This is a genomic window from Aestuariivirga sp. (genome assembly GCF_041738905.1).
GTDB lineage: Bacteria > Pseudomonadota > Alphaproteobacteria > Rhizobiales > Aestuariivirgaceae > Aestuariivirga.
Genome location: NZ_JBGSOZ010000173.1, coordinates 1 through 26467 on the forward strand (window position 1 = coordinate 1; position 26467 = coordinate 26467).

20 protein-coding genes are annotated in these 26467 nt (G+C 61.6%); 14 read left to right on the top strand and 6 right to left on the bottom strand.

Features of this window, described 5'->3' with window-relative positions; all coding sequences use genetic code 11:
* From ACEW8Q_RS16375 to ACEW8Q_RS16385, 3 genes are all read left to right on the top strand, one after another.
* A partial coding sequence (locus ACEW8Q_RS16375) for an acyl-CoA carboxylase subunit beta (protein ID WP_373505126.1) occupies nucleotides 1-1479 on the top strand: 1479 nt, incomplete at its 5' end.
* A 52-nt stretch (nucleotides 1480-1531) separates the two neighbouring features.
* Nucleotides 1532-2806 (top strand): MgtC/SapB family protein, encoded by a 1275-nt coding sequence (locus tag ACEW8Q_RS16380; RefSeq protein WP_373505127.1) that lies wholly within the window; start codon nucleotides 1532-1534, stop codon nucleotides 2804-2806.
* 16 nt (nucleotides 2807-2822) lie between these two features.
* Nucleotides 2823-3653 (top strand): hypothetical protein, encoded by an 831-nt coding sequence (locus tag ACEW8Q_RS16385; RefSeq protein WP_373505128.1) that lies wholly within the window; start codon nucleotides 2823-2825, stop codon nucleotides 3651-3653.
* On the opposite strand, the gene rimO is transcribed toward ACEW8Q_RS16385, so the two are convergent.
* Complete coding sequence (rimO, locus tag ACEW8Q_RS16390; protein WP_373505129.1) at nucleotides 3650-4975, bottom strand: 30S ribosomal protein S12 methylthiotransferase RimO; 1326 nt, start codon at nucleotides 4973-4975, stop codon at nucleotides 3650-3652. The two genes, ACEW8Q_RS16385 and rimO, sit on opposite strands and share 4 nt — an antisense overlap.
* Nucleotides 4976-5091: 116 nt before the next feature.
* On the opposite strand from rimO, the gene ACEW8Q_RS16395 reads away from it, so the two are divergent.
* From ACEW8Q_RS16395 to ACEW8Q_RS16405, 3 genes are all read left to right on the top strand, one after another.
* Nucleotides 5092-5883: a c-type cytochrome gene (locus ACEW8Q_RS16395; protein ID WP_373505130.1), complete on the top strand. Its 792-nt coding sequence runs from the start codon at nucleotides 5092-5094 to the stop codon at nucleotides 5881-5883.
* 97 nt (nucleotides 5884-5980) lie between these two features.
* A complete protein-coding gene (locus tag ACEW8Q_RS16400; protein ID WP_373505131.1) occupies nucleotides 5981-6667 on the top strand; it encodes a L,D-transpeptidase in 687 nt (228 codons plus the stop codon).
* 162 nt (nucleotides 6668-6829) lie between these two features.
* Nucleotides 6830-7258: a cytochrome c gene (locus ACEW8Q_RS16405; RefSeq protein ID WP_373505132.1), complete on the top strand. Its 429-nt coding sequence runs from the start codon at nucleotides 6830-6832 to the stop codon at nucleotides 7256-7258.
* 3 nt (nucleotides 7259-7261) lie between these two features.
* Here the strand turns inward: ACEW8Q_RS16405 and ACEW8Q_RS16410 are convergent, their stop codons facing one another.
* Nucleotides 7262-8425 carry a DUF1615 family protein gene (locus tag ACEW8Q_RS16410; RefSeq protein WP_373505133.1) on the bottom strand — a complete coding sequence of 388 codons (1164 nt, stop codon included), beginning with the start codon at nucleotides 8423-8425 and terminating at the stop codon, nucleotides 7262-7264.
* 162 nt (nucleotides 8426-8587) lie between these two features.
* On the opposite strand from ACEW8Q_RS16410, the gene aspS reads away from it, so the two are divergent.
* From aspS to ACEW8Q_RS16425, 3 genes are all read left to right on the top strand, one after another.
* The gene (aspS, locus tag ACEW8Q_RS16415; RefSeq protein ID WP_373505134.1) at nucleotides 8588-10366 is read left to right on the top strand and encodes an aspartate--tRNA ligase; all 1779 of its coding nucleotides are present in this window, start codon (nucleotides 8588-8590) and stop codon (nucleotides 10364-10366) included.
* Nucleotides 10367-10522: 156 nt separating this feature from the next.
* Nucleotides 10523-12589 carry a hypothetical protein gene (locus ACEW8Q_RS16420; protein ID WP_373505135.1) on the top strand — a complete coding sequence of 689 codons (2067 nt, stop codon included), beginning with the start codon at nucleotides 10523-10525 and terminating at the stop codon, nucleotides 12587-12589.
* Nucleotides 12590-12793: 204 nt separating this feature from the next.
* The gene (locus ACEW8Q_RS16425) at nucleotides 12794-14323 is read left to right on the top strand and encodes a hypothetical protein (protein ID WP_373505136.1); all 1530 of its coding nucleotides are present in this window, start codon (nucleotides 12794-12796) and stop codon (nucleotides 14321-14323) included.
* A gap of 68 nt (nucleotides 14324-14391) precedes the next feature.
* On the opposite strand, the gene ACEW8Q_RS16430 is transcribed toward ACEW8Q_RS16425, so the two are convergent.
* Complete coding sequence (locus ACEW8Q_RS16430) at nucleotides 14392-15585, bottom strand: hypothetical protein (protein ID WP_373505137.1); 1194 nt, start codon at nucleotides 15583-15585, stop codon at nucleotides 14392-14394.
* 156 nt (nucleotides 15586-15741) lie between these two features.
* On the opposite strand from ACEW8Q_RS16430, the gene ACEW8Q_RS16435 reads away from it, so the two are divergent.
* On the top strand, nucleotides 15742-16584 hold the full coding sequence (locus ACEW8Q_RS16435; protein WP_373505138.1) for a L,D-transpeptidase: 843 nt from the start codon (nucleotides 15742-15744) through the stop codon (nucleotides 16582-16584).
* 134 nt (nucleotides 16585-16718) lie between these two features.
* Here the strand turns inward: ACEW8Q_RS16435 and ACEW8Q_RS16440 are convergent, their stop codons facing one another.
* The 3 genes from ACEW8Q_RS16440 to ACEW8Q_RS16450 form a co-directional block, all read right to left on the bottom strand.
* Nucleotides 16719-16892 carry a hypothetical protein gene (locus ACEW8Q_RS16440; RefSeq protein WP_373505139.1) on the bottom strand — a complete coding sequence of 58 codons (174 nt, stop codon included), beginning with the start codon at nucleotides 16890-16892 and terminating at the stop codon, nucleotides 16719-16721.
* Between the two features lie 504 nt (nucleotides 16893-17396).
* Complete coding sequence (locus ACEW8Q_RS16445) at nucleotides 17397-21092, bottom strand: vitamin B12-dependent ribonucleotide reductase (protein ID WP_373505140.1); 3696 nt, start codon at nucleotides 21090-21092, stop codon at nucleotides 17397-17399.
* 496 nt (nucleotides 21093-21588) lie between these two features.
* Nucleotides 21589-23142 carry a DHA2 family efflux MFS transporter permease subunit gene (locus ACEW8Q_RS16450; protein ID WP_373505141.1) on the bottom strand — a complete coding sequence of 518 codons (1554 nt, stop codon included), beginning with the start codon at nucleotides 23140-23142 and terminating at the stop codon, nucleotides 21589-21591.
* Between the two features lie 164 nt (nucleotides 23143-23306).
* Here ACEW8Q_RS16450 and ACEW8Q_RS16455 point away from each other — a divergent pair, with 164 nt between their 5' ends.
* The 4 genes from ACEW8Q_RS16455 to ACEW8Q_RS16470 all read left to right on the top strand — a co-directional run bounded on the left by ACEW8Q_RS16455 (nucleotide 23307) and on the right by ACEW8Q_RS16470 (nucleotide 26411).
* Nucleotides 23307-23606: a hypothetical protein gene (locus ACEW8Q_RS16455; protein WP_373505142.1), complete on the top strand. Its 300-nt coding sequence runs from the start codon at nucleotides 23307-23309 to the stop codon at nucleotides 23604-23606.
* Complete coding sequence (locus ACEW8Q_RS16460; RefSeq protein ID WP_373505154.1) at nucleotides 23606-25621, top strand: VTT domain-containing protein; 2016 nt, start codon at nucleotides 23606-23608, stop codon at nucleotides 25619-25621. Before ACEW8Q_RS16455 ends, ACEW8Q_RS16460 begins: the two co-directional genes overlap by 1 nt.
* A 117-nt stretch (nucleotides 25622-25738) precedes the next feature.
* Complete coding sequence (locus ACEW8Q_RS16465) at nucleotides 25739-25924, top strand: hypothetical protein (protein ID WP_373505143.1); 186 nt, start codon at nucleotides 25739-25741, stop codon at nucleotides 25922-25924.
* 94 nt (nucleotides 25925-26018) lie between these two features.
* Nucleotides 26019-26411, top strand: coding sequence for an NADH:ubiquinone oxidoreductase subunit NDUFA12 (locus ACEW8Q_RS16470; protein WP_373505144.1), 393 nt, complete (start codon nucleotides 26019-26021; stop codon nucleotides 26409-26411).
* Nucleotides 26412-26467: the final 56 nt, after the last annotated feature.

Sequence of the window (26467 nt, forward strand, 5' to 3'; positions counted from 1 at the left end):
GGTGGCGCCAAGCGCGTGGCGGCCCAGCATGCCAAGGGCAAGCTCACCGCGCGCGAGCGGGTTGAACTGCTCCTCGACCAGGGCTCCTTCGGGGAGTTCGACATGTTCGTCGAGCACCGCTGCACCGACTTCGGCATGGAAGACCAGAAGCTTCCCGGAGATGGCGTCATCACCGGCTGGGGCACGGTCAATGGCCGTGTCGTCTATGTCTTCGCCAAGGACTTCACCGTCTTCGGCGGCTCGCTTTCGGAATCCCACGCGCGCAAGATCACCAAGATCCAGGACATGGCGCTGCAGAACCGCGCGCCCATCATCGGCCTCTTCGATGCCGGCGGCGCCCGCATCCAGGAGGGCGTCAACGCGCTGGGCGGCTATGGTGAAGTGTTCCAGCGCAATGTGCTGGCGAGTGGCGTGATCCCGCAGATTTCCGTCATCATGGGCCCCTGCGCGGGAGGCGATGTCTATTCTCCCGCCATGACCGACTTCATCTTCATGGTGCGCGACACGAGCTACATGTTCGTCACCGGACCCGATGTCGTGAAGACCGTCACCAACGAGACGGTGACAGCCGAAGAACTCGGCGGCGCGTCGGTCCACACGACCAAATCATCGATTGCCGACAAGGGCTTCGACAATGATGTTGAGGCCCTGCTTCAGATGCGGCGGCTCATTGACTTCCTGCCGTCCTCCAATACGTCCCCCATGCCGGAACTGCCGAGCTTCGATCCCCCCGACCGTCTTGACTACTCGCTCGACACGCTGATCCCGGCCAACCCGAACCAGCCCTACGACATGAAGGAGCTGATCCACAAGATGGTGGATGAGGGCGATTTCTTCGAGATCCAGGACCAGCATGCGCGCAACATCATTACAGGCCTTGCACGCATCAATGGCCGCACGGTGGGCATCGTCGCCAACCAGCCCATGGTGCTGGCGGGCGTGCTCGACAGTGACGCCGGACGCAAGGGCGCCCGCTTCGTGCGCTTCTGCGACTGCTTCAACATCCCGATCGTGACCCTTGTCGACGTTCCGGGCTTCCTGCCCGGCACGGCGCAGGAATATGGCGGCCTCATCAAGCACGGTGCCAAGCTGCTCTTTGCTTATGCGGAAGCGACCGTGCCGAAGATCACCGTCATTACCCGCAAGGCCTATGGCGGCGCCTATGTCGTCATGGCATCCAAGCACCTGCGCGGCGACGTGAACTATGCCTGGCCCACGGCAGAAATCGCCGTGATGGGCTCAAAGGGTGCTGCTGAGATTCTGTATCGCCCCGAACTCGGCAACCCGGAGAAGATCCAAGCCCGCGTGAAGGAATATGAGCAACGCTTCGCCAATCCCTTCGTCGCCGCCGAGCGCGGCTTCCTCGATGAAGTGATCATGCCGCACGGCACCAGGAAGCGCATCGCCCGCGCCCTCAACATGCTCGGCAACAAGGAGTTGAAGAACCCGTGGAAAAAGCACGACAACATTCCGCTGTAGACTTCGGCTGAGGCCCCGCGACAACTGGCAGCCTTTCTCGTAGACTTGCAGCATGGAACTTCAGGAACTCGCCCTCCGGCTGGCGCTGGCTCTGGCCCTTGGCTTCGTGATCGGGCTGGAGCGCGGCTGGAAAGAGCGTGACGAGGAGGAAGGGAAGCGCACGGCGGGCCTTCGCACCTTCTCGCTGATCGGTCTGATGGGCGGCGTCTTCGGCATTCTCTCGCAGAACGGCAATATCCTGCTGCTGGCGGCGGGTTTTGTCACCCTCGGCGCGGTGCTCGCCGCATTCATGTGGCGCGAAGGGCAGCGCGATGACGACTACAGCGCCACAAGCCTGGTGGCCGCGTTGCTCACCTATATGTTGGGCGCATTGGCCGTGATGGGCGACATGACGGTCGCCGCCGGGGCAGGGGTCGCCGCAGTCGGCCTGCTGGCCTACAAGACGGCGCTTCACGGCTTTCTCACCCGCGTCACCTGGACCGAACTCCGCTCAGGCCTGCTGCTGGGCGCCATGACCTTCATCGCACTTCCGCTGTTGCCCGATCGCGCAATGGATCCGTGGGATGCGCTCAACCCGCATGACCTCTGGTTGATGACGATCCTTATCGCTGCCGTGTCCTTCGCGGGCTATGCGGCGGTAAAGATCGCAGGCCCCGAAAAGGGGCTGTTGCTGGCGGCGGCACTCGGCGGGCTTTTCGCCTCGACCGCCGTGACTCTTTCACTGGCACGGCTGGCGCGCGGCAATGAAGCGCGCGTGAGGCTGCTGGCGGGTGGCATTCTCGCGGCGGGCTGCGTGATGATGGTGCGCGTGCTGGTGGTGACGGGCATCATCAACCTGCCGCTGGCAATCGTGCTGGCCCCGGCACTCCTCGCCGCGGCAATAGCGCAAGGAATTTCGGCAATGGTGCTGGTAGGGCGCGACCGGCGTGGCTCGGCGGCCGAGGCCCCGGAACTCGCCTACAAGAATCCGTTTCAGCTCTCCGAAGTGTTGCGCTTTGCTGCCGTGCTTACCGCCGTGCTGTTCGCCGCGACGTTCGCGCAACGATACTTCGGCAATCAGGGACTGTTCGTGGTGGCGGCCTTGTCGGGGCTGGCCGACGTCGACGCGATGACACTTTCAGCCGCCGGAATGCCGGGTGCAACTGTTGCCGCAGCACTGGCCATTCTGATCACGGTGGGCGTCAACACGATCGCGAAGTCCATCTATGCCTGGTATGCGGGCGGCAGGCGGCTGGGGATCATCCTTCTGGTCCAGAACATCATTACCGTCGGGGTGGCGGCATTGGTCTTGTACCTGCTATCGTCGTGGACCGTGTCTCCCGCCTGAAACTTGAGTCCGTGCCATGACCGACACCACCCTCCGCAAACTGCCGCCCATGTCGGCGCTTGAATTTGCCATCTCGAATGTCTTCCGGCATTTCTTCTTCGGCCTTCGCATGGCCATTCTCTGGGCGATCCTGCTGTCGCCGCTGATGTTTCTGGTCTGGTACGCGGCGTTCCGCGAAGGCCCGCCCGATTTCAATGCATTGAAGCCTGAGGCCATGGCGGCGCTCGCGGCGTTGGGCGTGGGCGTTGTCCTGGCAACCATCTCCGTAGCCGTGAACTGGCATCGCCGCATCGTGCTGGGCGAGACGCCGCGCCGGCTGGGCTGGGTGAGGCTCGATGGCGTGGTGTGGCGTTATCTCTTTGGCTTCATCTTCGTGCTGGCAGTCCTCGCCATCATGGCTGGTGCTGCCGCCGCTGCCGTGTTGATGCTGCCTGCCGTTTTGGAACCGAAGGTGGGCGCTGCTGCCAAGCCCATCGGCATTGCGCTTGCTGTGCTGCTAAGCCTTTCGGCACTCTTCACATGGTATCGCCTTTCGACATGGCTTCCCGCCATTGCCACGCGTGACGAGAATTACTCGCTGAAAACCGCCTGGCGCATTACCCGGAAGAATCGCAGGGCTTTTCTGAGTTTCACGTTCTGGCTGCTGTTCTCGCTGGCGATTGCCGGAGCCATCGGGGCAGGCGCCTTCTTCGGCCAGCAGATGCTCGCCAACCCCTATGCCACGGCTGCCTTCTTCGGTCTCGCGGGCCTCCTCGGCTGGATGGCGCTGTTCCTCGTCACCACAGTGGCGACGAGTCACTATTGCTATTTTGCCGACCGCGAAACATTTCCGAAGACTGACGGCTAGACCCGCTCGCCGATCAGGTCATACTCTTCCGCTTCGACGATCCGGACACGGACCACGTCGCCGGGCTTCAGGTCGGTCTCGCCGGGGAGGAACACGTTGCCGTCAATTTCCGGCGCATCCCACGGCGAGCGCGCGATGGCTTCCTCGTTCTCCTCGTCGATGTTGTCCACCAGCACGTCGATCTCGCGGCCGACCTTGCCCTGGAAAACCTCGGCTGAAATCTCCTGCTGGGCTTCCATGAAGCGCTCCCAGCGTTCCTGCTTCACCTCGTCCGGCACCTGGGCGAGGCCAAGATCATTGGCCTTGGCACCGGAGACGGGCTCATACTTGAAGCAGCCAGCGCGCTCGATGCGAGCTTCCTTCATCCATTGCAGCAGGTATTCGAAATCGGCATCCGTCTCGCCGGGAAAACCTACGATGAAGGTGGAGCGGATCGCGATGTCCGGGCAGATCGACCGCCATGAGGCGAGCCGGTCCAGAACCTTCTCTTGATTGGCCGGGCGCTTCATCGCCTTCAGCACATTGGGTGCGGCATGCTGGAAGGGAATGTCGAGATAGGGAAGTATCTTGCCCTCCGCCATCAGAGGGATCACGTCATCCACATGCGGGTAGGGGTAGACATAATGCATCCGCACCCATGCGCCGAGGTCGCCCAGTTCCTTCGCCATGTCATAGAACTTGGCGCGAACCTCGCGGCCATGGAACTTGCTCGTCCCATACTTGATGTCGACGCCATAGGCGGAGGTGTCCTGGCTGATGACCAGCAGCTCCTTGACGCCCGCCTTCACCAGCCGCTCGGCTTCATAGAGCACCGAAGCCACCGGCCGCGACACCAGATCGCCGCGGATCGAGGGGATGATGCAGAAGGTGCAGCGGTTGTTGCAGCCCTCCGAAATCTTGAGATAGGCATAGTGCTTGGGCGTCAGGTGCAGGCCCTGCGGCGGCACGAGGTCGTATTTCGGGTCATGCACGGGCGGCAACGCGTTGTGAACCGCGCCCACAACCGCCTCATACTGGTGGGGACCCGTGACGGCGAGGACGCCCGGATGCGCCTTCATGATGGTTTCGGCCTCGACCCCCATGCAGCCCGTCACGATCACACGGCCGTTCTCCTCCATCGCCTCGCCGATGGCGGCGAGCGACTCGGCCTTGGCGGAATCGAGGAAGCCGCAGGTGTTGACGATGACGACGTCGGCGCCGTCATAGCCGGGCGACATGACATAGCCCTCGGCGCGAAGCTGCGTGATGATGCGCTCGGAATCGACCAGAGCCTTGGGGCAGCCGAGGGAGACCAGCCCGATCTTGGGGACATGCTTGTTCATGGGGAGGGTCCATAGCGGAGAGGGAGGTCCGGTGCAAATCAAGCTCTTGCGGTCAGCGGGCAACGGAGTAGCTTTGTTCATAGGGCGGGAAATGAAGCGGCACAGGGAGGAAATCCATGCGTGCTGCAAAGTTGTGTGCCGGAATAGTCCTGTCGTTCGCGCTGGCCGGGGCGGTCGCCTGGGCCGATGACGACGAGAACGAATACAAACACAATCCCGAAGCGCAAGACTTCATTCACGGCGCACCGGAAGTGCCAACAGAGGCTTGGACGCTTGCTGCGGGTGGCCGAATCTACGACAACTGGTGGGATGCCCTGGACCGCGAGGAACCCAAGTCCACCCATCCGAACTATCCCAAGACGGCCAAGCAGGAGGGTGCTGATACCTGGCGCTGCAAGGAATGCCACGGCTGGGACTATCGTGGCAAGGACGGCATCTATTCCAAGGGCAGTCATTTCACCGGCTTTCCCGGTATCGATGGTGCCATAGGAAAGCCAGTCGAAGCCATCGTGGCGGTGTTGCGAAATGATACCCATCGCTATACGCCGGACATGATCAGGGACGATGAACTGGCTCGTGTTGCGGCTTTCGTCAGCCGCGGGCAGACCGACATGGCCAAGGCGATCGACCTGACGACCCGGAAGATCATTGCCGGCAATGCCGAGAGAGGCCGCGAGATATTCCAGACCACCTGCGCTGCCTGTCACGGATTCGACGGCCGGTTGCTGAACTGGGGTGACAAGGACGAACCCGCCTATGTGGGGACCGAGGGCCGCAGCGTGCCTGACGAGGTGCTGCACAAGATCATGAATGCACACACAGGCGTGCAGATGATCAACCTTCGCGCCTTCCCGGTGGAAAACGCCATCGATGTGCTGGCCTACACCGCCACGCTGCCCGAAAAATAATTCCTTCGGGGCGGAAAAGAGAATCTCTTTCCGCCCCGTTCCGTTTGAGGCATGATTGTAGCGAACAGTTACAATCTGGCGTTGGATGGGGAATATCATGACGACACGGCGCAATCTTCTTCTTGGCCTCGGCGCCCTGGCGTTTCCTGCCGTCGCTGAAGCTGCAACTTCGACGAATCCGGCGCCGGAAACCGCACCCGACAAGGCAGCACCAGCGAAAGCTGCGGACCCGAAGAAGGTTGAGCCCAAGAAGAAGGTCGTGACCAAGAAGCCCGCGGAGAAGAAAAAGGCCGCAGCCAAGAAGCCGCCCGCGAAGAAAGCCGCCGCCAAGAAGCCGCAACCGAAGCGCCTGGTGATCGCCATCAACACGGTGAGCCAGAAGATGACGGTGACGCTCGATGGTGACACCAAGTTCAAGTGGCCGGTTTCAACAGGCGCATCCGGCTATGAAACGCCTACCGGCAATTACCGCCCCTTCCGCATGGAGAAGGAACATTATTCGAAGGAATGGGACGATGCGCCCATGCCGCACTCGATCTTCTTCACCACGCGCGGTCACGCCGTCCATGGCAGCTACCATGTGAAAAGCCTCGGGCGCCGCGCGTCGCATGGCTGCGTCCGGCTTCATCCCGACAACGCGGCCAAGCTCTTCGCCCTCGTTTCCCAGACCGGCATGAGCAACACTGCCGTTGTGGTGAAGGGCGGCCTGTTTTCAGGCGGCAGGAGCAAGGACGATGATTCGTCTGGCAAGAAGAAGCTGTTCCCCTGGCTCAACCGGAGTTAGCTCAACGTATGATGTTTCAATGAAGCCGGTTGCCTGACGGCATCACACTTGAGCGCTAACCGTGAGAAACACAATCAGGGGTGGCTTGACCTGCGTCATGGGCATTTCTGAGTTTTCGTACATGTTCGGTTTGGGGATCGAGGCTTTCTAGGGAGAGAGCTCATGTCATTTCGTTTTATGCCGCTCGTAGTATCGTTGACCGCCTTCCTGGGTGCAACTGCGTCCTCCTTTGCGGCGGATGATGTCGCCGCCGGGCGAGCAGAATTCCAGAACTCCTGCATGTCGTGTCACGGCGACACGGGGAAGGGGAACGGTCCGCTGGCGAAATATCTCACCATTAAACCGGCTGATCTCACGCTCCTGTCGAAAAACAACAATGGAGAGTATCCGTTCCTGCGGGTATTTCAGACCATTGATGGCCGCGCTGTAGTGAAGACTCATGGCGAAGGCCCCATGCCATTCTGGGGTGACCGCTACACCGTGCAGAGCGGTGCCGCGGGTGCGGAGCCCTACAAGAGCTACACGTCGGAACCCTTCGTTCGCGCCCGTATTCTGGAACTGGCCTATTTCATCCAGACACTGCAGGAATAGCTTTCACTCGAACTTGAGACATCTTTCATAACGGGCCGTGACGGCGCGAGCGAAGCGCTCCGTCGTCATGGACTTCGAGAGCTTGGGACTCTCAAGCCTGATCTGCGGAACCATGGCTGCGGGTGCAGGCTTGCCGGTTTTCGCGCGATACAACTCTGAAACCTGAAGAAAAGCCGCCGTATCACGGAAGCCATATTCCTTGCCGCGGAGGAGGTCGGCGCGGATCTCCGCGGACGACAGTTCGGGCAGGATCTTGCGAACGGCCGTTTCGGTGCCGCTGGTCCTGGCCGCTGGTTTGGCGCCACTATAGATCAGCAGATCGCCATCGAGGGCCAGTTTCTCGCCCGAGAGGGTGGCCACCATGTGCTGGAAGGCAGCGTTGCGGCTGGCATAGCGCCCGGCATTGAAATCCGCGAAAACGTAAAGCCTGGACTCATAGCCGGCATGATATTTGAGAAGCATTCGCGTGCCGTAGTCGACGCCGCCAGCACGGGTATAAAGCTCGTCCCGGAGCTTCCAGATGGCATTCATCTGCAGCTTCCGGCCTTTGGCTTTTTCGACTTCCGCGATGGCGAAGGCGACCGACACCTGCATGGAGCCGATGGTGCTGACAGGGTTCGCGGCGTCGACCCGCCGCGCCACCGTGGAGCTGTTGAGCAGCCCTGTCGTGGCATATTCACGGAAAAGGTAGAATGTGAGGTTGCGGAAGACGAGGTCGAGGTCACGCTCGGTGCGCGCCGCGCGGATGCGCTTGAGATAGCTTTTCTGGGGCGAGGGGCGGTTTTCGAGGAACCACTTTGCGCCTTGGGCTGCCGGGCCGGGAAGCAATGGAACAGACCCGAGCTTGCCGGTGATCTCCTTTTCAGCCATGCGGCCCAGCCCCTTCACTTCCGGGTTGGGCGTGAAAGTTGATTCCTGCTCGATCACCGCCATCACGGCGCAGATGTTGGTTCGCTTCGGCGAGATGCCATTCTTGTCGAGGGCATCCCAGACAGCCTTGCCCCAGCCATCAGGGTCCTTGCGGCGCGGCACGATATGCCGCGCCAGCAAGACCGTATCCTTTGCCGTCATCAAGGAGCCGGCGGAATCATGAGCATGGACGGGCATGGCTCCCGCGAGCCATGACGCAATCAATCCGATGCGGGACAAGAGCCTGATGCGCGGCATCCGCCAGTTCCCCAACTGTTCATGATATGGGTAAACAGGCGTGAAGGCACAAGAGTGACGCGATTGTGCTGCCTCCATGGTGGCAGAAGGGGGGGCAAACTTGACAAATCGGGTTCCGCATGCGCTCTAGCGCGCGAAATTGCTATTTCTCGCGAGGATTCAATGCACGCCTATCGCAGCCACACCTGTGGCCAGCTCCGCCCTGAACATTCCGGCCAGGATATCCGCATCTCCGGCTGGGTTCACCGTGTCCGCGACCATGGCGGCGTGCTGTTCATCGACCTCCGCGATCACTACGGCATGACTCAGGTGGTAGCGGACCCGGATTCACCGGCCTTCAAGACGGCCGAGAAAGTGCGCTCGGAATGGGTGATCAAGGTTGACGGCAAGGCCCGCCCACGCCCCGCCGGAACCGAGAATGCCGACATGCCGACGGGCCTGATCGAAGTCTACGCCACCGATATTGAGGTGCTGTCGCAGGCAGCGGAACTGCCGCTCCCCATCTTTGGCGAACCGGATTACCCGGAGGACATCCGCCTCAAGTACCGTTTCCTCGACCTCCGCCGCGAGACGCTGCACAAGAACATCATGACGCGCACCCGCGTGGTCTCAAGCCTGCGCAACAAGATGAACGACATCGGCTTCAACGAATTCTCGACGCCGATCCTTACGGCTTCCTCGCCCGAGGGTGCCCGCGACTTCCTCGTGCCAAGCCGCATCCATCCGGGCAAGTTTTTCGCGCTTCCGCAGGCCCCGCAGCAGTACAAGCAGCTCCTGATGGTGGCGGGCTTCGACCGCTACTTCCAGATCGCGCCCTGCTTCCGCGATGAAGACCCGCGCGCCGACCGCCTGCCGGGTGAGTTCTACCAGCTCGATCTCGAAATGAGCTTCGTGACGCAGGACGACCTCTTCGCCACCATGGAGCCGGTCATCCTCGACACTTTCGCCCAGTTTGCGAACGGCAAGACGGTGCGCCGCGAGGTGCCGCGCATTCCCTATGATGTCTCGATGCGGAAATACGGCACCGACAAGCCGGACCTCCGTAACCCGCTCGTCATGCAGGCGGTGACAGAGCATTTCGCAGGCTCGGGCTTCAAGGTTTTCGCCGGCATGATCGCCAATGATCCGAAGGTTGAAGTCTGGGCCGTGCCAGCGCCCAAGGGCGGCTCCAGAGCCTTCTGCGATCGCATGAACTCGTGGGCACAAGGCGAAGGCCAGCCGGGCTTGGGCTATGTCTTCTGGCGGGAAGGCGAGGAGGGCGGTGCAGGCCCCATCGCCAAGAATATCGGACCGGAACGCACCGAGGCGATCCGCACACAGATGGGCTTAAGCGTAGGCGATGCCTGCTTCTTTGTCGCCGGCCGCCCGGAGAAGTTCGTGAAGTTCGCAGGCGACGCCCGCACCCGAGTGGGCACGGAACTGGGCCACACGAACGAGAATGAATTCGCGCTCGCCTGGATCGTCGACTTCCCCTTCTATGAGTGGGACGACGAAGAAAAGCAGGTGGCCTTCTGCCACAACCCGTTCTCCATGCCGCAGGGCGGCATGGATGCGCTGCGGACCCAGGACCCGCTCACCATCAAGGCCTACCAGTACGATATGGTGTGCAACGGCTTCGAGATCGCGTCAGGCTCGATCCGTAACCATTCGCCTGAGACGATGATCAAGGCCTTCGAGATCGCAGGCATGGGCAAGGATGTGGTGGAAGAGAAGTTCGGCGGCATGTACCGCGCCTTCCAGTATGGCGCGCCGCCCCACGGCGGCATGGCTTTCGGCGTGGACCGTATCGTGATGCTGGTGGTGGGGGCGACCAACCTCCGCGAGATCACGCTGTTCCCGATGAACCAGCAAGCCCAGGACCTGCTGATGGGCGCACCCTCCAACGCCACGCCGAAGCAACTGCGCGAACTGCACATCAGGCTGAACCTGCCGGAGAGCTGACGCCTGGAGCCTGAGGGCGCGACAGAGAGAAATTGGGAGACAGGGGTGCCGCCTGTTGGCTGCTCGCTAACCCGTTTCGGTTACCAAACCGGTTGACAAAGTTCATCGATTGATTCTTGTTGCGTTTGCAACTAGACGTTCAGGAAGGTTTCGCAGATGGCTTTCGTCAACGCAGTAACAACGGCCACGGCAGCGGCCAGCACGCATGCCCTTCTCGTTCCGAACCAGTCGTTCAGCCTCGTTCTGGTCCGCGCGGGAATACAACTGACGGCGTCCGGCACGAATTCGAATGCGATCCGTGCTCAGGCGGACAACCTGACCCTGGCGATGGACGGCTATGCCGCATCCGAGGAAGCACAAGCGATCTTTGTAATTGGGGGCTCGGAGATACTGATCGGAGCCTCCGGCGTTGTGGCCAGCGGTGACAGGGCGATCCAGGGCTCGGGGGCCGACAACGAGATCACCAACAACGGCAGCCTGGTCAGCAACTCTATTGGAATATATCTGTCGGCTGGCGGGCATAGCGTCGCCAACAACGGTACGATCCTTTCGGGCTCGGGTGTCGGAATTTACATCGCCGATGGCGACAGCCAAGTGATCAATGCGGGCGTTCTCAACAGCGGGTCATCCGGCATCACGATCGACAGCTCCGATGCCTTTTCCGGCTCGTTGGTCACAAACTCCGGCCAGATCAATGCGGATTTCCAGGGCATTTCGCTGGGGGGCAGCAATGTGCTCGTCGCCAACAGCGGAACGATCCAGGCTGGTACCGATGGTATCCGGGGAAATGGGGCTGATGCGGAATTCTATGTTGTCACGAATACCGGCACGATCTCGGCTGACGACAATGCGATCAGCCTGGATGGCGGTAACAACAGCGTCGTCAACAGTGGTAGTATCCTGGCCGAGGCGGCCGGTGTGACCATCGGCGGAGCCAACAACCAGATTACAAACAGCGGAACGATCGCAGCCGCCAGCGGCATCGTCGCCCTTCTCGGCGCACGGATTGTCAATGACGGGATCATCCAGTCGAACCTGGAAGGCATCCAGCTCGGCGGCTTCGGAACCGGCATCAACCATGTGACGAACACCGGTACGATCGTCTCGGCAATCCAGCAGGCAATCGAGCTCAATTCTTCGGCGGACGGCGCCGTCCTGATCAATTCGGGCACGCTCGCGACGCAGGCGGCTTTGATGGAGGCCGTGCAGTTCACGACATCATTCAACACGAGGCTCGTGAACTCCGGCCTGATCTCCGCGGCCGATGGCGGAACCGCCATCACCATGGGCGCCGGCGCAGACCGGGTCATCAACTCCGGCGTGATCCATGGCGATGTCAATCTCTTCGACGGAGCCGATGTCTACCGTGCCCGCAAATCGGGCGTGGTCGAAGGGCAGGTCAAGGGCAGCTTCGGCAACGACACGCTGCTCGGCGGCAACGGCGCCGATGACATGGATGGCGGAGACGACGACGATCTCATCCGCGGTGGTGCTGGCGACGACACGCTGGCCGGCGGCACTGGCAATGACGAACTTGAGTTCGGCACCGGCGACGATAGCTACATTGCCGGCAATTCCGACGGCAACGACGACCTCGACGGCGGTGACGGCATCGACACCTATGATGCCCGGGGCCTCGTCAGCGGGATCATCGTCCGGCTGCATGAATCCCGCGCGGTCGGCACCGCCATCGGCCATGACGTGGTGCTGTTCTTCGAGAACGTCTTCGGCGGATCGGGCGGGGATTCGTTGATCGGTGACGCCGCCCGCAACGTGCTGCGCGGCAACGGCGGCGCCGACAACATGAACGGCCTTGAAGGCAATGACCGCATTGTGGGCGGTAACGGCAACGACGTGATCATCGGCAACACCGGGCGCGACGTGATGACAGGCGGGGCCGATGCCGATGTCTTCGACTTCAACAGCACTGCGGACAGCACCGTGGGCGACTCGAACCGTGACGTGATCACCGATTTCGAAATCGGCGTCGACCACATCGACCTCTCGACCATCGATGCCAACACCGCGCTCGGCGGCAACCAGGCCTTCACTTTCATCGGCAACGGAGTCTTCACCAGCGTGGCGGGCCAGTTGCGCTTCACCAGTTTCGTCGGCACGGATTACACCGTCGTCGAAGGCGACGTGAACGGCGACGGCAAGGCAGACTTCACGATCGGCCTGTTCGGCGCGACCGCGCTGGTGGCGGGGGATTTCGTGCTCTGATCCACTGCCGGGCGGGAAAGGGCAACGGCCTCAGGCAAGGGAGCGTGCGCTTGCCAGTGTTGACCACAGGTTGTGGTTGGTCCACAGTCTGTACGATAGTAGTCCCTGGGGGACTGCCAGGATAAATCAACTTGCTCGCTCATGATCACGTCATCAATCGCGGAAGACTGACGGTCATCCGCCTCACCAGCTTTGGAGCACCCTATGGCGATTACACTGATCCCGTCACAAAGCACGCAATTCGAGCCCGCGGATTCCGGCGTGAGCATCCTGCTCGAGGGATCGTTGCTGAACGTATCCGGCTCAGCCATCGCCAACTTCAGCAGTGATGATGTGACGGTCACCATCGGCGGCACCGTTCTGGCGTCTGGCAGCGCGATCCTTCTTGTACGTTCAACGTTAACTGACGACAACAATCATATCAGCATCCTGGAGAGTGGGCTCGTTGTTGCCGAGGCCAATGTTGCTGCCCTCGTTGAAGGCAACAACGGCAGCATTCTCAACCGCGGGCAATTGCTCAGCTATGGCACGGCGACCGCCGACCTGCGTGACGGTGACAACATGTCGTTGGTCAACTATGGCTTCATCGCCAACTACAATCAAAGCGACTTCGGCCAGGCGGTTTTTCTTGAATATGGTGTGCAGAATGCCACGATCCGCAATTATGGAGAGATTGTCTCGCAGCGGAATGGTGTGGGGACGGTCAGCACCACAGGTGTGTCCGACACGGTCCTCTTCGAGAATTACGGCAGTGTCACTTCCGCAGGCCTGGCATTTAAGGACGCTGATGCCGCAACTGCGGTGCTGAACACCGGAACGATCTCCGGACATATGGAACTTGGGGGCGGGGCCGATCAACTGGTCAACTCTGGCCTGATCCAGGGCGGCGTGAACCTCGGTCTTGATGCCGACACACTCGACAGCACCGACGGCACCATTACCGGCCGTCTGGATGGTAACGGCGGTGATGACCAATTGAATGGCGGCACCAAGACCGACAGGATGATGGGCGGCGGCGGCGATGATACTATTGATCTCGGCAGCGGCGGCGACTTCTACATCGCTGGCAACGACGAAGAGGTGCCCTCCGACGGCAACGACGACCTCGACGGGGGCGACGGCATCGATACCTATGACGCGCGGGGCATCGCGAGCGCTGTGACTGTGCGGCTGCACGAGCAGCGCGCAGTCGGCTCGGACATAGGCCATGACGTGGTGCTGTTCTTCGAGAATGTCATTGGGGGATCCGGCAATGACAGACTGGTGGGCGACGCCGGCCGAAACGCATTGCGCGGCAACGACGGGGCCGACACTCTGAATGGCCTCGAAGGCGACGACCGCATCGTGGGCGGAACCGGCACCGATACGATCGTCGGCAACCTGGGCCGTGACGTGATGACGGGCGGTTCGGATGCCGATGTCTTCGACTTCAACAGCACCGCAGACAGCGCCGCTGACGAATCGAGCCGAGACCTGATCACCGATTTCGAGACCCGGATTGACGACATTGACCTGTTCAACATTGATGCCAACTCCACTTTGGGGGGCAATCAGGCCTTCACCTTCATCCGCGCCGCAGACTTCACCAATGTGGCGGGCCAGTTGCGCTTCGCCAACTTCGGTGGTTCGGATTACACCGTCGTCGAAGGCGACGTGAACGGCGACGGCATGGCAGACTTCTCGATCGGTCTGCTCGGCACGATTGCATTGGTGGCACGGGATTTCGTGCTCTGATCCCCTGCCGGGCGGGAAAGGGTGGCGGCCTCAGGCTGGCAATTGCCTGAGGCCATGCATCGTTGTGGTCAGTCGTTGGCGCTCACCGAAACGCCGAGCCTGGTGATCGCCTCTCCCGGTGCATTGGGGTTTATCGCCATGAAGTCCGACACTTTCACAGGCGCGGCGGGCTTGGCGTTGATGGTGAGCGACTTCGGGTCCTTGAGGAACGATGTCACGGCGGCCATCGTCTGCTGCGCGAAGGCCTCGTTCTGAAGCTGCATCAGGCCCATCTGGAGCATCGGGCCGACACTGGCGACCATTGTCGCCTCGTCCATGCCCTGCATGGCGGCGATCATCGGCAGCACTTTCTTGGTGATCGAGGCATCCTCGAAGCGGAACGAGGCGCCGCTGATCGAGATGTTCTGCAGTTGCGGCATCAGAGCGTTGATGTCCGGCGTTTCGGCCGAGTTCTGCATCTTCTGCAACTCGTTGAAGACCGACATCGGAATGTCTGCCGCTGCAAAGCCGAACCTGATGGTGGCGATGTCCCGGCCGGTGACGCCAAAGTTGAAGTCGTAGCCGATGTTCTCACCCTGGACATCGACCTTGCCGTCGCTGGTGACGTCGAAGTTGAGTGCTGTATAGCCAAGCTGCTTCAGCATGCCGCCCTGGTCAAGCATGGCAATGGCCGCTTCCGGAATGGCGATATTCGAAACCTTCATGGTAAAGTTTCCGGCACCGGTCTTCGGGTCACCGTCCCAGGTCTGCTCGTAGCCATCGACCGAGTAGGTCTGGCCCATCGCCGTGATGGTCCACTTGTCCGCGCTCATCCTGCGGGCGACTGACGTCATGTTGGCGCGCATCGCCTGCTGCGGCGTGGGGTTGTCCGCCAGTTCCGAGACGTACCATCCCTCCGCACTACCCTCGGGAATGGCCACGTTGACGGCAAAGTCCTTGCCCTTCACCTCGGCGGTCATGTTCGAGAAGGTCGCACTGCCGATCTGGAAAATCCCGTCGCCTTCGTCCTCGATGTCGGAGAACTCGCTCTCGCCGATCTTCATCGTCACCGCGGGCTCGTCAACTCCGGCAGGCTTTGCGATGGTGAGGTTGGTGATGGTGACGGTGCCGTCACTGTCCTGTTCCACGGACTCGTAGGTCGGCTCAACCGAGGTCTGGCGCTCGACGCTATCAAGGAAGGCCTGCACCGCCGGCGGCACTTCATCGGCAGCCCAGGCGGGCATGGCGAAGGCTGTCGTGGTCAGGCAAGCAATCATAAACATTTTGTGGGAGAGTTGCATCGGGGCTCCTGAAAGAGGGTGGACGAGGGCCTTTTGGCCGAACATACGTGAATGCGTGATGAACGGCAAAACGAATGATATGATGCTGGCGGCGGGCAGGGCGCCTCGATGCCGGGTGGGAAAAGGATGGATGTGAGAATGCGGAAGATTGTGATGTTTCTTCTCGTCGCTGCATTGCCGTTGCTGGCCATGCCGCAGGCGGCGTCAGCGGCGGCGGCAAAGCCGACCGAACAGGAACTGCTGCTGATCAAGAAGAAGAAGGCGGAGGCCGCGCGCAAGGCGGGCGAAAAGAAGCCGGCCGCCAAGGCGTCGGTGAAACAGAAGACGCCGGCAAAGAAGACGAAGACGGTCAGCGTGAAGCAGAAGCCCAAGGTGGAGCAGAGCAGCAGGGCGGCCAAGGTTTCGACCCGGCGTGTGGAACGCCAGGTGATCTCCGGCAACTGCCGCGGTTTTCTTGGATGCCTGTTCGGCAAGAAGCGCACAGGCACGCAACGCGCCTCCACGGGCGGCGCCGCGCGTGACTATGCCACTGCCGAGATGGTGAGCTGGCCGCAGGCCTCGAAATATGCGCCGGGCTCGCTCGTGGTGCAGACGCCCGAACGCTCTCTTTATCTGGTGATGGGCGATGGCCAGGCGCGGCGCTACAAGGTTGGCGTCGGCCGCGAGGGGTTCCAGTGGTCGGGCAATTCGCGCATCGTCAACAAGGCCGTCTGGCCGACATGGCGCCCGCCGCAGGTGATGATCGAGCGTGAGGCCGCCAAGGGCCATATCCTTCCCGCCGTCATGGAAGGCGGCCCCGAAAATCCATTGGGTGCGCGGGCACTGTATATCGGCGGCACCATGTATCGCATTCATGGCACGAACAATGCGGCCTCGATCGGCGGTGCGGTGTCGTCGGGCTGCATCCGCATGATGAACACGGATGTCATTGACCTCTACAATCGCGTCAATGTCGGCGCGCGGGTCTACGTCTATCAATAGACGTTGTGATCACTGACGAACGAAAGGCCGCGGACATTCCCCGCGGCCTTCTTTCGTTTGAACCAGTCCCCAGAAAGAACTGACCCCGGAGGCGATAGCCATCCGGGGTCCAGTCCTGAACGATGAAGATGGCCTCAGGCAGTCTTCTTGGCGGCCTTCTTGGCGGCCTTCTTGGCAGCTTTCTTTGCAGGCTTCTTGGCGGCCTTCTTGGCAGCAGCCTTCTTCGCCGGCTTCTTGGCGGCTGCCTTCTTGGCGGCCTTCTTGGCTGGCTTCTTGGCAGCCTTCTTCGCAACTTTCTTCGCAGCCATAGCTGTCTCTCCTAGAGTTGTTAGTGCCCCACAACGCAGGTAAGCCTCACACCGACGTACAAGCTGGCATGTCTTACGCGCACTTGTCCGTCATTGAATTGTTTAGTGCACCCGCTTGTGTGATTCGGCAATATGCCGTCAACATCTGGTAGGATGTGGAAATCTCGCTAACAATCGGTAAACGCTCGACAATCGCTCCGAAATGTCCTTGCACGGACGAAATCGGCGATATGTCTCCAAAAGCCAATGAAACAAGGGGTTTTCCGCGTTGATCAGCCTACGGACGACTGGCTGTTTTGGGAGACTGTCCTTGCAGCGCCGATGTCAAGAGGGTGAAGCCGGCCTGTGCGGAAGCTGTGGATAATTTAATTCCGGCGCACATGGCAAGGCCTCTGTTCCGCATGTGAGGAGAGTCCATCGAGGTCACGCCGCAACTATGCACATCCCAAATGAAAGAGGCCGGATCATCTCCGGCCTCTCGTCATTCATCGCTGGTCTTGAGCCTTACGAGCAGCCGCTCGTCGAGCCGCAGGTGTCGCACTTCAGGCAGGTGCCGTTGCGCACCATGGTGAAGTTACCGCATTCCGAGCAGCTCTCGCCTTCATAGCCCTTCATGCGCGCCTCGGCGCGGCGGTTGCTGGCCAGCATCGCGCCAGAGTCGAGCGACACGGCCAGTTCCTGGCGGACTTGCGTGGCGACGACCGTTCCTTCTGCCAGTGCGAGTGCGCCTTGCGCCTCCGCCCTGATCTGAAGGGCCTGCACGGGTGAGGGCTGGGCGGCCGACGGCGATGCCGACGACATCACCACCACGTTGGAGGTGGCGAGGTTGGGCTTGCGCACGAAGCCGGACGACAGCACGCGGGCGGCCGGAACGCGCGGCGCATTCTCGCTGTCCTCTCCCTTGCCCAGCGCGTCGAAGCCCATCTCGGAGGCCTCGACATGCGCAAGGTCGGAGCGGCCAAGATAGGAGACGGCAAGCTCGCGGAACACGTAGTCGAGGATCGACGTGGCGTTCTTGATCGAGTCGTTGCCCTGCACCATGCCCGCGGGCTCGAACTTGGTGAAGGTGAAGGCGTCGACGAACTCTTCCAGCGGCACGCCGTACTGAAGGCCGACCGATACCGCGATGGCGAAGTTGTTCATCATCGCGCGGAGCGCTGCGCCCTCCTTGTGCATGTCGATGAATATCTCGCCCAGCTTGCCGTCGTCGTATTCACCAGTGCGGAGATAGACCTTGTGTCCGCCGACGACCGACTTCTGGGTATAGCCCTTGCGGCGGTTGGGAAGCTTCTCGCGCGAGCGCTCGCGCTCGATGACGCGCTCCACGATCTTCTCGACGATGGTCTCGACGCGCGCGGCCTGCGGCTTGGCGAGAAGGGCCTCGGTCGCGTCCTCGGCATCGTCCTCCTCGTCGGCGATCAGTTGCGAGGAGAGCGGCTGCGACAGCTTGGAACCATCGCGGTAAAGCGCGTTGGCCTTGAGCGCCAGCTTCCACGACAGCATGTAGGCCGCCGCGCAGTCTTCGACTGCCGCATCGTTCGGCATGTTGATGGTCTTCGAGATGGCGCCCGAGATGAAGGGCTGGCTCGCCGCCATCATGCGGATGTGGCTCTCGACCGAGAGGTAGCGCTTGCCGAGGCGGCCACAGGCATTGGCGCAATCGAAGACGGCCAGGTGCTCGTCCTTGAGTCCGGGGGCGCCCTCGAGCGTCATGGCACCGCAGACATGGATGTTCGCCTTGTCGATGTCGGCCTTGGAGAAGCCGAGGTAGGCCAGCATGTCGAAGCCGAAGTCGTTGAGCTGCGCATCGGTGATCTTCAGCACATTGCGGCAGAACTCATCGCCAAGCGTCCACTTGTTGAAGACGAACTTGATGTCGAAGGCCGACGCCAGGCCGGATTCGATCTTCGCGATCTGCTCGTCGCCCAGGCCCTTGGCCCTGAGCGCCGCATGGTTGAGGGCAGGGGCCTCCGCCAGCGAGCCGTGGCCCACGGCATAGGCGATGATCTTCTCGATCTGCTCCGGCCCATAGCCCAGCGTGCGGAGCGCTTCCGGCACTGCCTGGTTGATGATCTTGAAGTAGCCGCCGCCAGCGAGCTTCTTGAACTTGACCAGCGCGAAGTCCGGCTCGATGCCGGTCGTGTCGCAATCCATGACGAGGCCGATCGTGCCGGTGGGCGCAATGACGGTCGATTGCGCGTTGCGATAGCCGTGCTGCTCGCCGAGCGAGACCGCGAGGTCCCAGGCGCGGCGGGCCGCCGTCACGAGATCCTTGTCCTTCAGGTCCGTCTCGTCGAGCGCCACCGGGTTGGTGCGGAGGCCTTCATAGCCCACGGCAGCGCCATAGGCGGCGCGGCGATGGTTGCGCATCACCCGCAGCATATGGTCGCGGTTCTTGGCGAAGCCCGCGAAGGGGCCAAGTTCCTTCGCCATTTCAGCAGACGTCGCATAGGAGACGCCCGTCATGATGGCCGAGATGGCGCCACAGATGGCGCGGCCCTCGTGGCTGTCATAGGGAATGCCCGCCGTCATCAGCAGCCCGCCGATATTGGCAAACCCTAAGCCCAGCGTGCGGAATTCGTAGGACTGCTTGGCGATTTCCTTGGACGGGAACTGCGCCATCATCACCGAGACTTCGAGGACGATGGTCCACAGCCGCGTGGCGTGTTCGAAGGACGCGATGTCGAACTTGCCGGTCTCGGGATTGCGGAACTGCAGCAGGTTCAGCGAAGCGAGATTGCAGGCCGTATCGTCGAGGAACATGTATTCCGAGCACGGGTTCGATGCGCGGATCTCGCCCGATGCCGGGCAGGTGTGCCAGTCATTGATGGTCGAGTGATACTGGATGCCCGGATCAGCCGAGGCCCACGCGGCATAGCCGATCTTGTCCCACAGCGTGGAGGCCTTGATGGTGTCGGTCACCTTGCCGTTGATGCGTGAGGTAAGTTGCCAGTCCGAGCCGCGCTCCACCGCATGGAGGAACTCGTCGGTGACACGGACCGAGTTGTTGGAGTTCTGGCCGGACACAGTGCGATAGGCTTCGCCGTCCCAGTCGGTGTCATAGGTGTCGAACTCAAGGTCGGTATAGCCCTGCTTGGCGAACTGGATGACGCGCTTCATGTAATTGTCGGACACCATCGCCTTGCGGGCATCCTTCACGGCGCGCTTCAGGGCCGGGTTCTTTTCGATCTCGTAGCAGTCAGCACCCGGGCCTTCGCAGTTCACGCAGGCCTTCATGATGGCCTGCAGGTGCTTCTTGACGACTTTGGACCCGGTGACGAGGGCAGCGACCTTTTGCTCTTCCTTCACCTTCCAGTCGATGAAGTCCACGACATCCGGATGATCGACGTCGACGATCACCATCTTGGCCGCGCGCCTGGTGGTGCCGCCGGACTTGATGGCGCCGGCCGCGCGGTCGCCGATCTTGAGGAAGCTCATCAGACCGGAGGACTTGCCGCCGCCCGCGAGCTTCTCGTTCTCGCCGCGGACATGGCTGAAGTTGGAACCGGTGCCGGAGCCATACTTGAACAGGCGCGCCTCGCGTACCCACAAGTCCATGATGCCGCCCTCGTTCACGAGGTCGTCGGCCACCGACTGGATGAAGCAGGCATGGGGCTGCGGGTGTTCGTAAGCCGTCTTGGACTTGGTCAGGCGGCCCGTCTCGAAGTCGACGTAGTAGTGGCCCTGGCTCGGGCCGTCGATGCCGTAGGCCCAGTGCAGCCCGGTGTTGAACCACTGTGGGGAGTTCGGCGCGCACTTCTGCGTCGCAAGCATGAAGCACATCTCGTCATAGAAGGCGCGCGCATCGTCTTCCGTGTCGAAATACTTGCCCTTCCAGCCCCAGTAGGTCCAGGTACCGGCAAGGCGGTTGAACACCTCAGTGGAGGACCGCTCGCCCGTGAAGCGCTCCTTCTCAGGCAGTGCAGCCAGCGCCTCTTCGTCGGGAGCCGAACGCCACAGCCATGAGGGGACAGTCTCTTCCTCAACGCGCTTCAGCGCCTTGGGCACGCCCGCCTTGCGGAAATACTTCTGCGCCAGAATATCCGTCGCAACCTGGCTCCACGAGGCAGGCACGTCGATATTCTCGAGCCTGAACACCACGGACCCATCAGGATTCCTGATCTCGCTGGTCGCCCGGCGGAATTCGAGTTCCGCGTAAGCATCCTGCCCGGCCTTGGTGTAACGGCGTTCAATGCGCATCGTCTTCTGTCCCTTTTATCCAATCGTTGCCACAGGCACGCCAAATGGCGTCCCGAGGTGCTCCGTCCACCCAGTACCAAACGCACGTCCCTGTTCCGAAAACTTCTGCTTCCGGTTATTTCCAGGCTCTTGTTTTGAGTTATCCATGTTGGACAAGTCCGACCCCTCGGTCCCGTCCGCCAGCCCCTCAGCCTTGATTACAAGATAGTCCCGAAGGCCCTCGCTCGTCAATGGCTAGTGTTTTAACAACTGGTTAACACCATATCTTGTGTCCACAGATTGACGCCTCCTGTGGACAAGCACCAATCCATACGATTCTCTCCGGAACCTCAAGTGTTCCCATGGCTTATGCGCGCTATACACAGGCCGGGCACTGGCGAGAGTGGGTGCAAGTTCCGGATTCGACCCCAAAGTCAACGCGACTCTCAGCCGAGTGGTTCAGGGGGCGCCGCGGCGTTGTCCCCGCTGTCCACAGGTCCCGGCGGCCTCCGACGGCCTAGAATCGGGACCGTGAACGTAACGTCACGTGGCCATCGGGTACCCGAATCGGTCCCATCGCCCACACCAGGATGAGCGCGATGCCGCTGAGTGCCGCCAGCATCAGCCAGGCCTCGTTGATGGCGAGCGTGAGACTCACTTCCTGCAGGGTGTCCATGATTCCCATGAATCCGAGTGGGTCGTCCGGGTCGGGCAACTCATCGAGGCCCACGCCGAGTGCCGCCGCGGCTTCTTCGGGACTGTCCTTGATCAGGTCCGTGATGTCGCCTGCATGGTCCGCGGCCCGGGTGAACAGCACCGTGTCGATGAGGGCGATGCCAATCGCTCCTCCTAGATTGCGCGACAGATTGTAGAGTCCGCTGGCATCGCTCACCTGTCCCAGCGGCAGCAATCCCAGCGCGAAGCGGGTGACGGGCAGGATGCACAATGCCACTGCGCAGCCGCGCAGAATCTGCGGCCAGAACAGGTCGTCGAAATCCGACTCGCGGGTGGCAAAGCCGTTCATGAACAGACCGGCGGTGAACAGGGCAAAACCGATCGCCGTCAGCAGCCGCGCGCCCATCTTCTGGTCGAGCAGCACCGCGATGGGGGCCGATACGATCTGTGCGACGCCGGTGACAAGAACCACCACCCCGATGTCGACAGGCCCCATATGGCGGACGAAGGCCAGAAACACCGGCAGGAGATAGACCGCGCCAAAAAGCCCAATGCCCAGGACGAAGCTGATGCCGCAGCCGAAGGCAAGGTGCCGGTCGCGGAGCAAGGCGAAGTCGACGGCGGGTTGCGGCCTCCGGATGGCGAACCACATCAGGAACGCGAAGGCGGCGAAGAGGCCCAAGACCGTGGGTGACAGCCAGCCGAGATCGGGTGCCTCCTTGAGGCCGATTTCCAGTCCAGCCAGCGCCAGCGCGATGAAGAGCAGCGAGACGACATCGAGCCGGCGCAGCAACCCGAACTGCATCGTCTCGCGCGGGAGGCAGATCATTGCCACGGCAACCGTGAGGATTCCCGGCAGCACATTGATGAGAAACAGCCAGTGCCACGAGAAGTTCTCAGTCAGGAGGCCGCCGGTGATGGGCCCCACGGCGGGTGCCAGCACCGCCAGCATGCCGCCAAGCGTCGTCGCGATCGTCTGTTCAGGGCCGGGGCGGAACAGCAGGAAGATGGCGGAGAACACGACAGGGATGAGGACGCCGCCTGCAAAGCCCTGAATCACCCGGAAGGCGATCAGCATGTCGAAGCCCGTGCTCAGGGCGCAGCCGATCGAGGCGAGGGTGAAGATGGTGATGGCTCCCGCCACCAGCCAGCGCAGGCTGAACACCCGCGTCAGCAGGCCGGTGATGGGAATGGCGATGACTTCCGCGATGAGATAGGCCGTTTGCACCCAGCTCATCCGATCGGCGCCGATGCCGAGCGCCTCCTCGATGACGGTGAGTGACGTGATGACGATCTGGATGTCGAGCACCGCCATGAACATGCCGGCGCACAGGGCGGCAAATCCCAGCCACCTCGTCACCGCGCTCTGGTTTCGTGGCAGGGCAATGTCGGACATGGGATGCACTATGGCGCAGCACTGCCGAGGTTCCAAACAGTCATGCAAGGTTTCGAGTTCACAGCTCCGTGGCTTTGCGGATGTGCCGAAGAAGAGTATCCTCGGTTTCCATGAGACATGTGGTCCTTTGCCTTGTCCTGCTGTGGCCCGCACCGGCTCTTGCGATGAACTGGGAAGGCCACGACGATTGGATGCTGCATGCATTTCCGGAGTTCACGCTCGAAGCCCTGGTACCGGGCGCGCGTCCGCTTCCCAGTCCCGCCTGCCCGGTCACTGAAGAACAGGCGGAAAACAATCCTTATGAGCAGATTCCTTTGCCGCACCATGGTTGCCCGCCCCGCCCTGAAAAGGCCGAACCGCCGCGTCAACGCAGCCGTAGTCTGCCCCCATTAACCTTGCGCTTCCACGCGCCGATCAGGCAAGGTCGCGCGCCGGGTCGATCTGAAGGAACGCTCACGTCGTGATGGACTATATCCAGCCCTATCTGGACTATTTCTCAACCAATCCGGAATGGGCAATTGCCATCATTTTCCTGATTGCCTTCGGAGAGGCACTGCTGATCATCGGCCTGTTCGTGCCATCGACCGCGGTGCTGGTGGGGGCTGGAATATTGGTCGGCACCGGTCATCTGGGCTTCTGGCCAGTCTTCATTGCCACTGCCGTGGGCGCCATTGCCGGCGACCAGATCTCCTATTGGGCAGGGCGCATGTTCGGGGAGCGGCTCAAGACATTGTGGCCGCTGAACCGCTACCCGCAACTCGTCGCCAAGGGCGAGGATTTCGTCCGACAGCATGGCGGCAAGAGCATCGCGATCGGCCGCTTCGTACCGGGTGTCAAGGCCGTCGTGCCGGGCATCGTGGGCATGTTCAACATGAACCAGTTGTTCTTCCTGTTCGTGAATGTCACGTCAGGCCTCTTCTGGGCGGCGGCTCACGTTTTTCCCGGCATTCTCATTGGCGAGGGCCTGGCCTTTGCGGGGGAGTTGAGCGGCAGGCTCTTGGTGGTCCTCCTTGTCCTGCTCGTCATTCTGGCACTCGTGGGCTATGTGATCCGCCTCGCTGCCGCGGGCGTGTCTCCATACCTCAATCATCTTCTGAACCGGGTTTCCGCCTGGGCGCGCCGCAAACCCGGGCGCTCGTGGCAACGCTTTGCCCGCGCCGTGGCACCCGAAAACCCCCGCTCCGTGGCGATCGTGTTCTTTGCGGCTGTCGTCTTCACAGGGCTCGTCGCGATCGCCAACCTGGCGATTCGCGCTGCCTCGGCGGACGCCATGTCGAACATGGACATCTCTATCTTCACGCTGATGCGCGAGATGCGAAACGCGCCCGCCGACGAGATCATGATCGTCATCACGATGCTGGGCGATACCCTTGTGATGGCGGCACTCGCCGTCACCATCATCGGCTGGCTGATCTGGCGGAAGGCCTATCGTGCGACCTATGCGGTGGCTTTCGCCATTGTTGCAGCAAAGCTTTTCGAGATGGCGGTGAAGTTCGGCATCCAGCGCGCCAGACCGCTCGAACTCGCCTACAGCGGAGTGGAACTGTTCAGCTTTCCCTCTGGCCACGCCACCATGGCGGCCGTCATTTTCGGCATTCTCGCGGTGCTGGTCAGTCACTCGATGGGCCGCTGGAGCAAGGCCGCGGTCTATGGCACCTGTGCGATGGTGGTGGTGGCGATTGCCTATTCGCGCGTCTACCTCGGCGCCCACTGGCTGTCGGACGTGCTGGCAGGCCTGCTCTTCGGCACCGTGATGATGGCGGCCTTCGGGGTTGCCATCGAAGCGATCCCGCCCCGCCGCATCAAGCCGCTGGGGCTCTTCGGCGCGGCCTTCATCGTCTTCATCATTGCGGGTGCCGCCCATGTCTCCACCGGCTTCACCCGCGCGGAGGAGGTGTATGCGAGGCCGGAGAACCAGATCCTCGTTCCCATGGCCGAATGGATTGCCAGGGACTGGGAGAGGCTTCCCGCCCGCCGCATCGATCTTGCGGGCAAGCCGAAGGAGGTCTTCATCGCGCAGTATGCAGGTGAACTCGACCGGCTTTCGGATAGCCTCCAAAAGGCGGGTTGGACACCGAGCCCGAACTGGACGTGGCGCGAAAGCCTGCCCTATCTCAATCCCAATTCAACCCTTCTCGAATTGCCGCCGCGCCCGGCACTGCATGAAGGCCTCAAGGCGAAGCTCACCATGACTCGGGTTCCGGACGGTTCGTCCGAACAGCGGGAAGTGCTGCGGGTCTACAAGACAACTCTTGCCACGGCAGACGGCGAAAGTTTCAAACCCATCTACATGGTGAGCCTGACGCGCGAATTGCGCAGCGATACCTTGCACCTCTATTCCATCCCGTCACTTCTGGCGGCCTCACCCGCCGACATCACGGCACTCCGCAGCTTCTTTGCGGCAGGCCAGGGGCTGTCGCGTCTGGCCGAGCACGAGCGCTCCGGAGATGTTCAGGATCTCATTTCGGCAACCCCCTGAGGCCGGGTCGATGGATACCAAGACGCCTTGCACGCCCAACCACATCCCGGTGTGGACGAGGGTTTCTTACGGCCTCGCATCTCCGGCACCCAACTTCATGGCCCGGCGGCCTGGTTCATGGCGGCCGCCATGCTGATGGCCGCCATGAGCTTCGGCTCAGTCTTGGTTGACCACTTCGACAAGCGCAACAACGAAACCGATTATCGGCGTTTCGTCGGAATCACGAGCTGGGCCGGATATGGAGCTTTTGGCATGTCGCTCCTGTGGTTTGTCATGCAGGGCATCCGCGGCGGGGCAGCCTGAACCGGAGCAAATCGGCACTGGACGGGGAAGGCCTGTTCCGCCATATTCCGCCGCGATTTCCGGGGCCTTCGCGGCCCTTTCAAGGATGAGATTCATGGCTTTCTGGAAGCAGCTTTTTACCTGGTGGAACGGACAGACGCTGAACACCCGGTTCTTCACATGGCGGAAGGGCGAGTTCGTAGGCAGCGATGAGTTCGACAACAAGTATTATCGCGCGAAATCCGCACTTCCGGAGTCGATCGCGGAGCGCCGCTGGGTGATCTACAATGGCTATTCTGAGGCCTCTGCCATTCCGCCGGGCTGGCATGGCTGGATGCACCATCGCAATGACCAGCCGCCGGGCGAATACACCCCGCGCGAATGGCAGAAGCCGCATCTGCCGAATCAGACCGGCACGGCCAACGCCTATCGCCCGGCCGGCTCCATCATCGCCGGCTCGAAGCCCGCTCCCCGCGTGCCGGACTATTCCGCGTGGAGACCCGAATAAGCCGCCATATTTTGGCTGGGGTCGCCGCCTAAACGCGGACACGTGACAGAGGACGG

Excerpts from the sequence above, each read along its gene's own strand:
- ACEW8Q_RS16380 (WP_373505127.1), top strand. The coding sequence starts at position 1,532 with ATGGAACTTCAGGAACTCGCCCTCCGGCTGGCGCTGGCTCTGGCCCTT.
- ACEW8Q_RS16385 (WP_373505128.1), top strand. The coding sequence starts at position 2,823 with ATGACCGACACCACCCTCCGCAAACTGCCGCCCATGTCGGCGCTTGAA.
- rimO (WP_373505129.1), bottom strand. The coding sequence starts at position 4,975 with ATGAACAAGCATGTCCCCAAGATCGGGCTGGTCTCCCTCGGCTGCCCC.
- ACEW8Q_RS16395 (WP_373505130.1), top strand. The coding sequence starts at position 5,092 with ATGCGTGCTGCAAAGTTGTGTGCCGGAATAGTCCTGTCGTTCGCGCTG.
- ACEW8Q_RS16400 (WP_373505131.1), top strand. The coding sequence starts at position 5,981 with ATGACGACACGGCGCAATCTTCTTCTTGGCCTCGGCGCCCTGGCGTTT.
- ACEW8Q_RS16405 (WP_373505132.1), top strand. The coding sequence starts at position 6,830 with ATGTCATTTCGTTTTATGCCGCTCGTAGTATCGTTGACCGCCTTCCTG.
- ACEW8Q_RS16410 (WP_373505133.1), bottom strand. The coding sequence starts at position 8,425 with ATGCCGCGCATCAGGCTCTTGTCCCGCATCGGATTGATTGCGTCATGG.
- aspS (WP_373505134.1), top strand. The coding sequence starts at position 8,588 with ATGCACGCCTATCGCAGCCACACCTGTGGCCAGCTCCGCCCTGAACAT.
- ACEW8Q_RS16420 (WP_373505135.1), top strand. The coding sequence starts at position 10,523 with ATGGCTTTCGTCAACGCAGTAACAACGGCCACGGCAGCGGCCAGCACG.
- ACEW8Q_RS16425 (WP_373505136.1), top strand. The coding sequence starts at position 12,794 with ATGGCGATTACACTGATCCCGTCACAAAGCACGCAATTCGAGCCCGCG.
- ACEW8Q_RS16430 (WP_373505137.1), bottom strand. The coding sequence starts at position 15,585 with ATGTTTATGATTGCTTGCCTGACCACGACAGCCTTCGCCATGCCCGCC.
- ACEW8Q_RS16435 (WP_373505138.1), top strand. The coding sequence starts at position 15,742 with ATGCGGAAGATTGTGATGTTTCTTCTCGTCGCTGCATTGCCGTTGCTG.
- ACEW8Q_RS16440 (WP_373505139.1), bottom strand. The coding sequence starts at position 16,892 with ATGGCTGCGAAGAAAGTTGCGAAGAAGGCTGCCAAGAAGCCAGCCAAG.
- ACEW8Q_RS16445 (WP_373505140.1), bottom strand. The coding sequence starts at position 21,092 with ATGCGCATTGAACGCCGTTACACCAAGGCCGGGCAGGATGCTTACGCG.
- ACEW8Q_RS16450 (WP_373505141.1), bottom strand. The coding sequence starts at position 23,142 with ATGTCCGACATTGCCCTGCCACGAAACCAGAGCGCGGTGACGAGGTGG.
- ACEW8Q_RS16455 (WP_373505142.1), top strand. The coding sequence starts at position 23,307 with ATGAACTGGGAAGGCCACGACGATTGGATGCTGCATGCATTTCCGGAG.
- ACEW8Q_RS16460 (WP_373505154.1), top strand. The coding sequence starts at position 23,606 with ATGGACTATATCCAGCCCTATCTGGACTATTTCTCAACCAATCCGGAA.
- ACEW8Q_RS16465 (WP_373505143.1), top strand. The coding sequence starts at position 25,739 with ATGGCGGCCGCCATGCTGATGGCCGCCATGAGCTTCGGCTCAGTCTTG.
- ACEW8Q_RS16470 (WP_373505144.1), top strand. The coding sequence starts at position 26,019 with ATGGCTTTCTGGAAGCAGCTTTTTACCTGGTGGAACGGACAGACGCTG.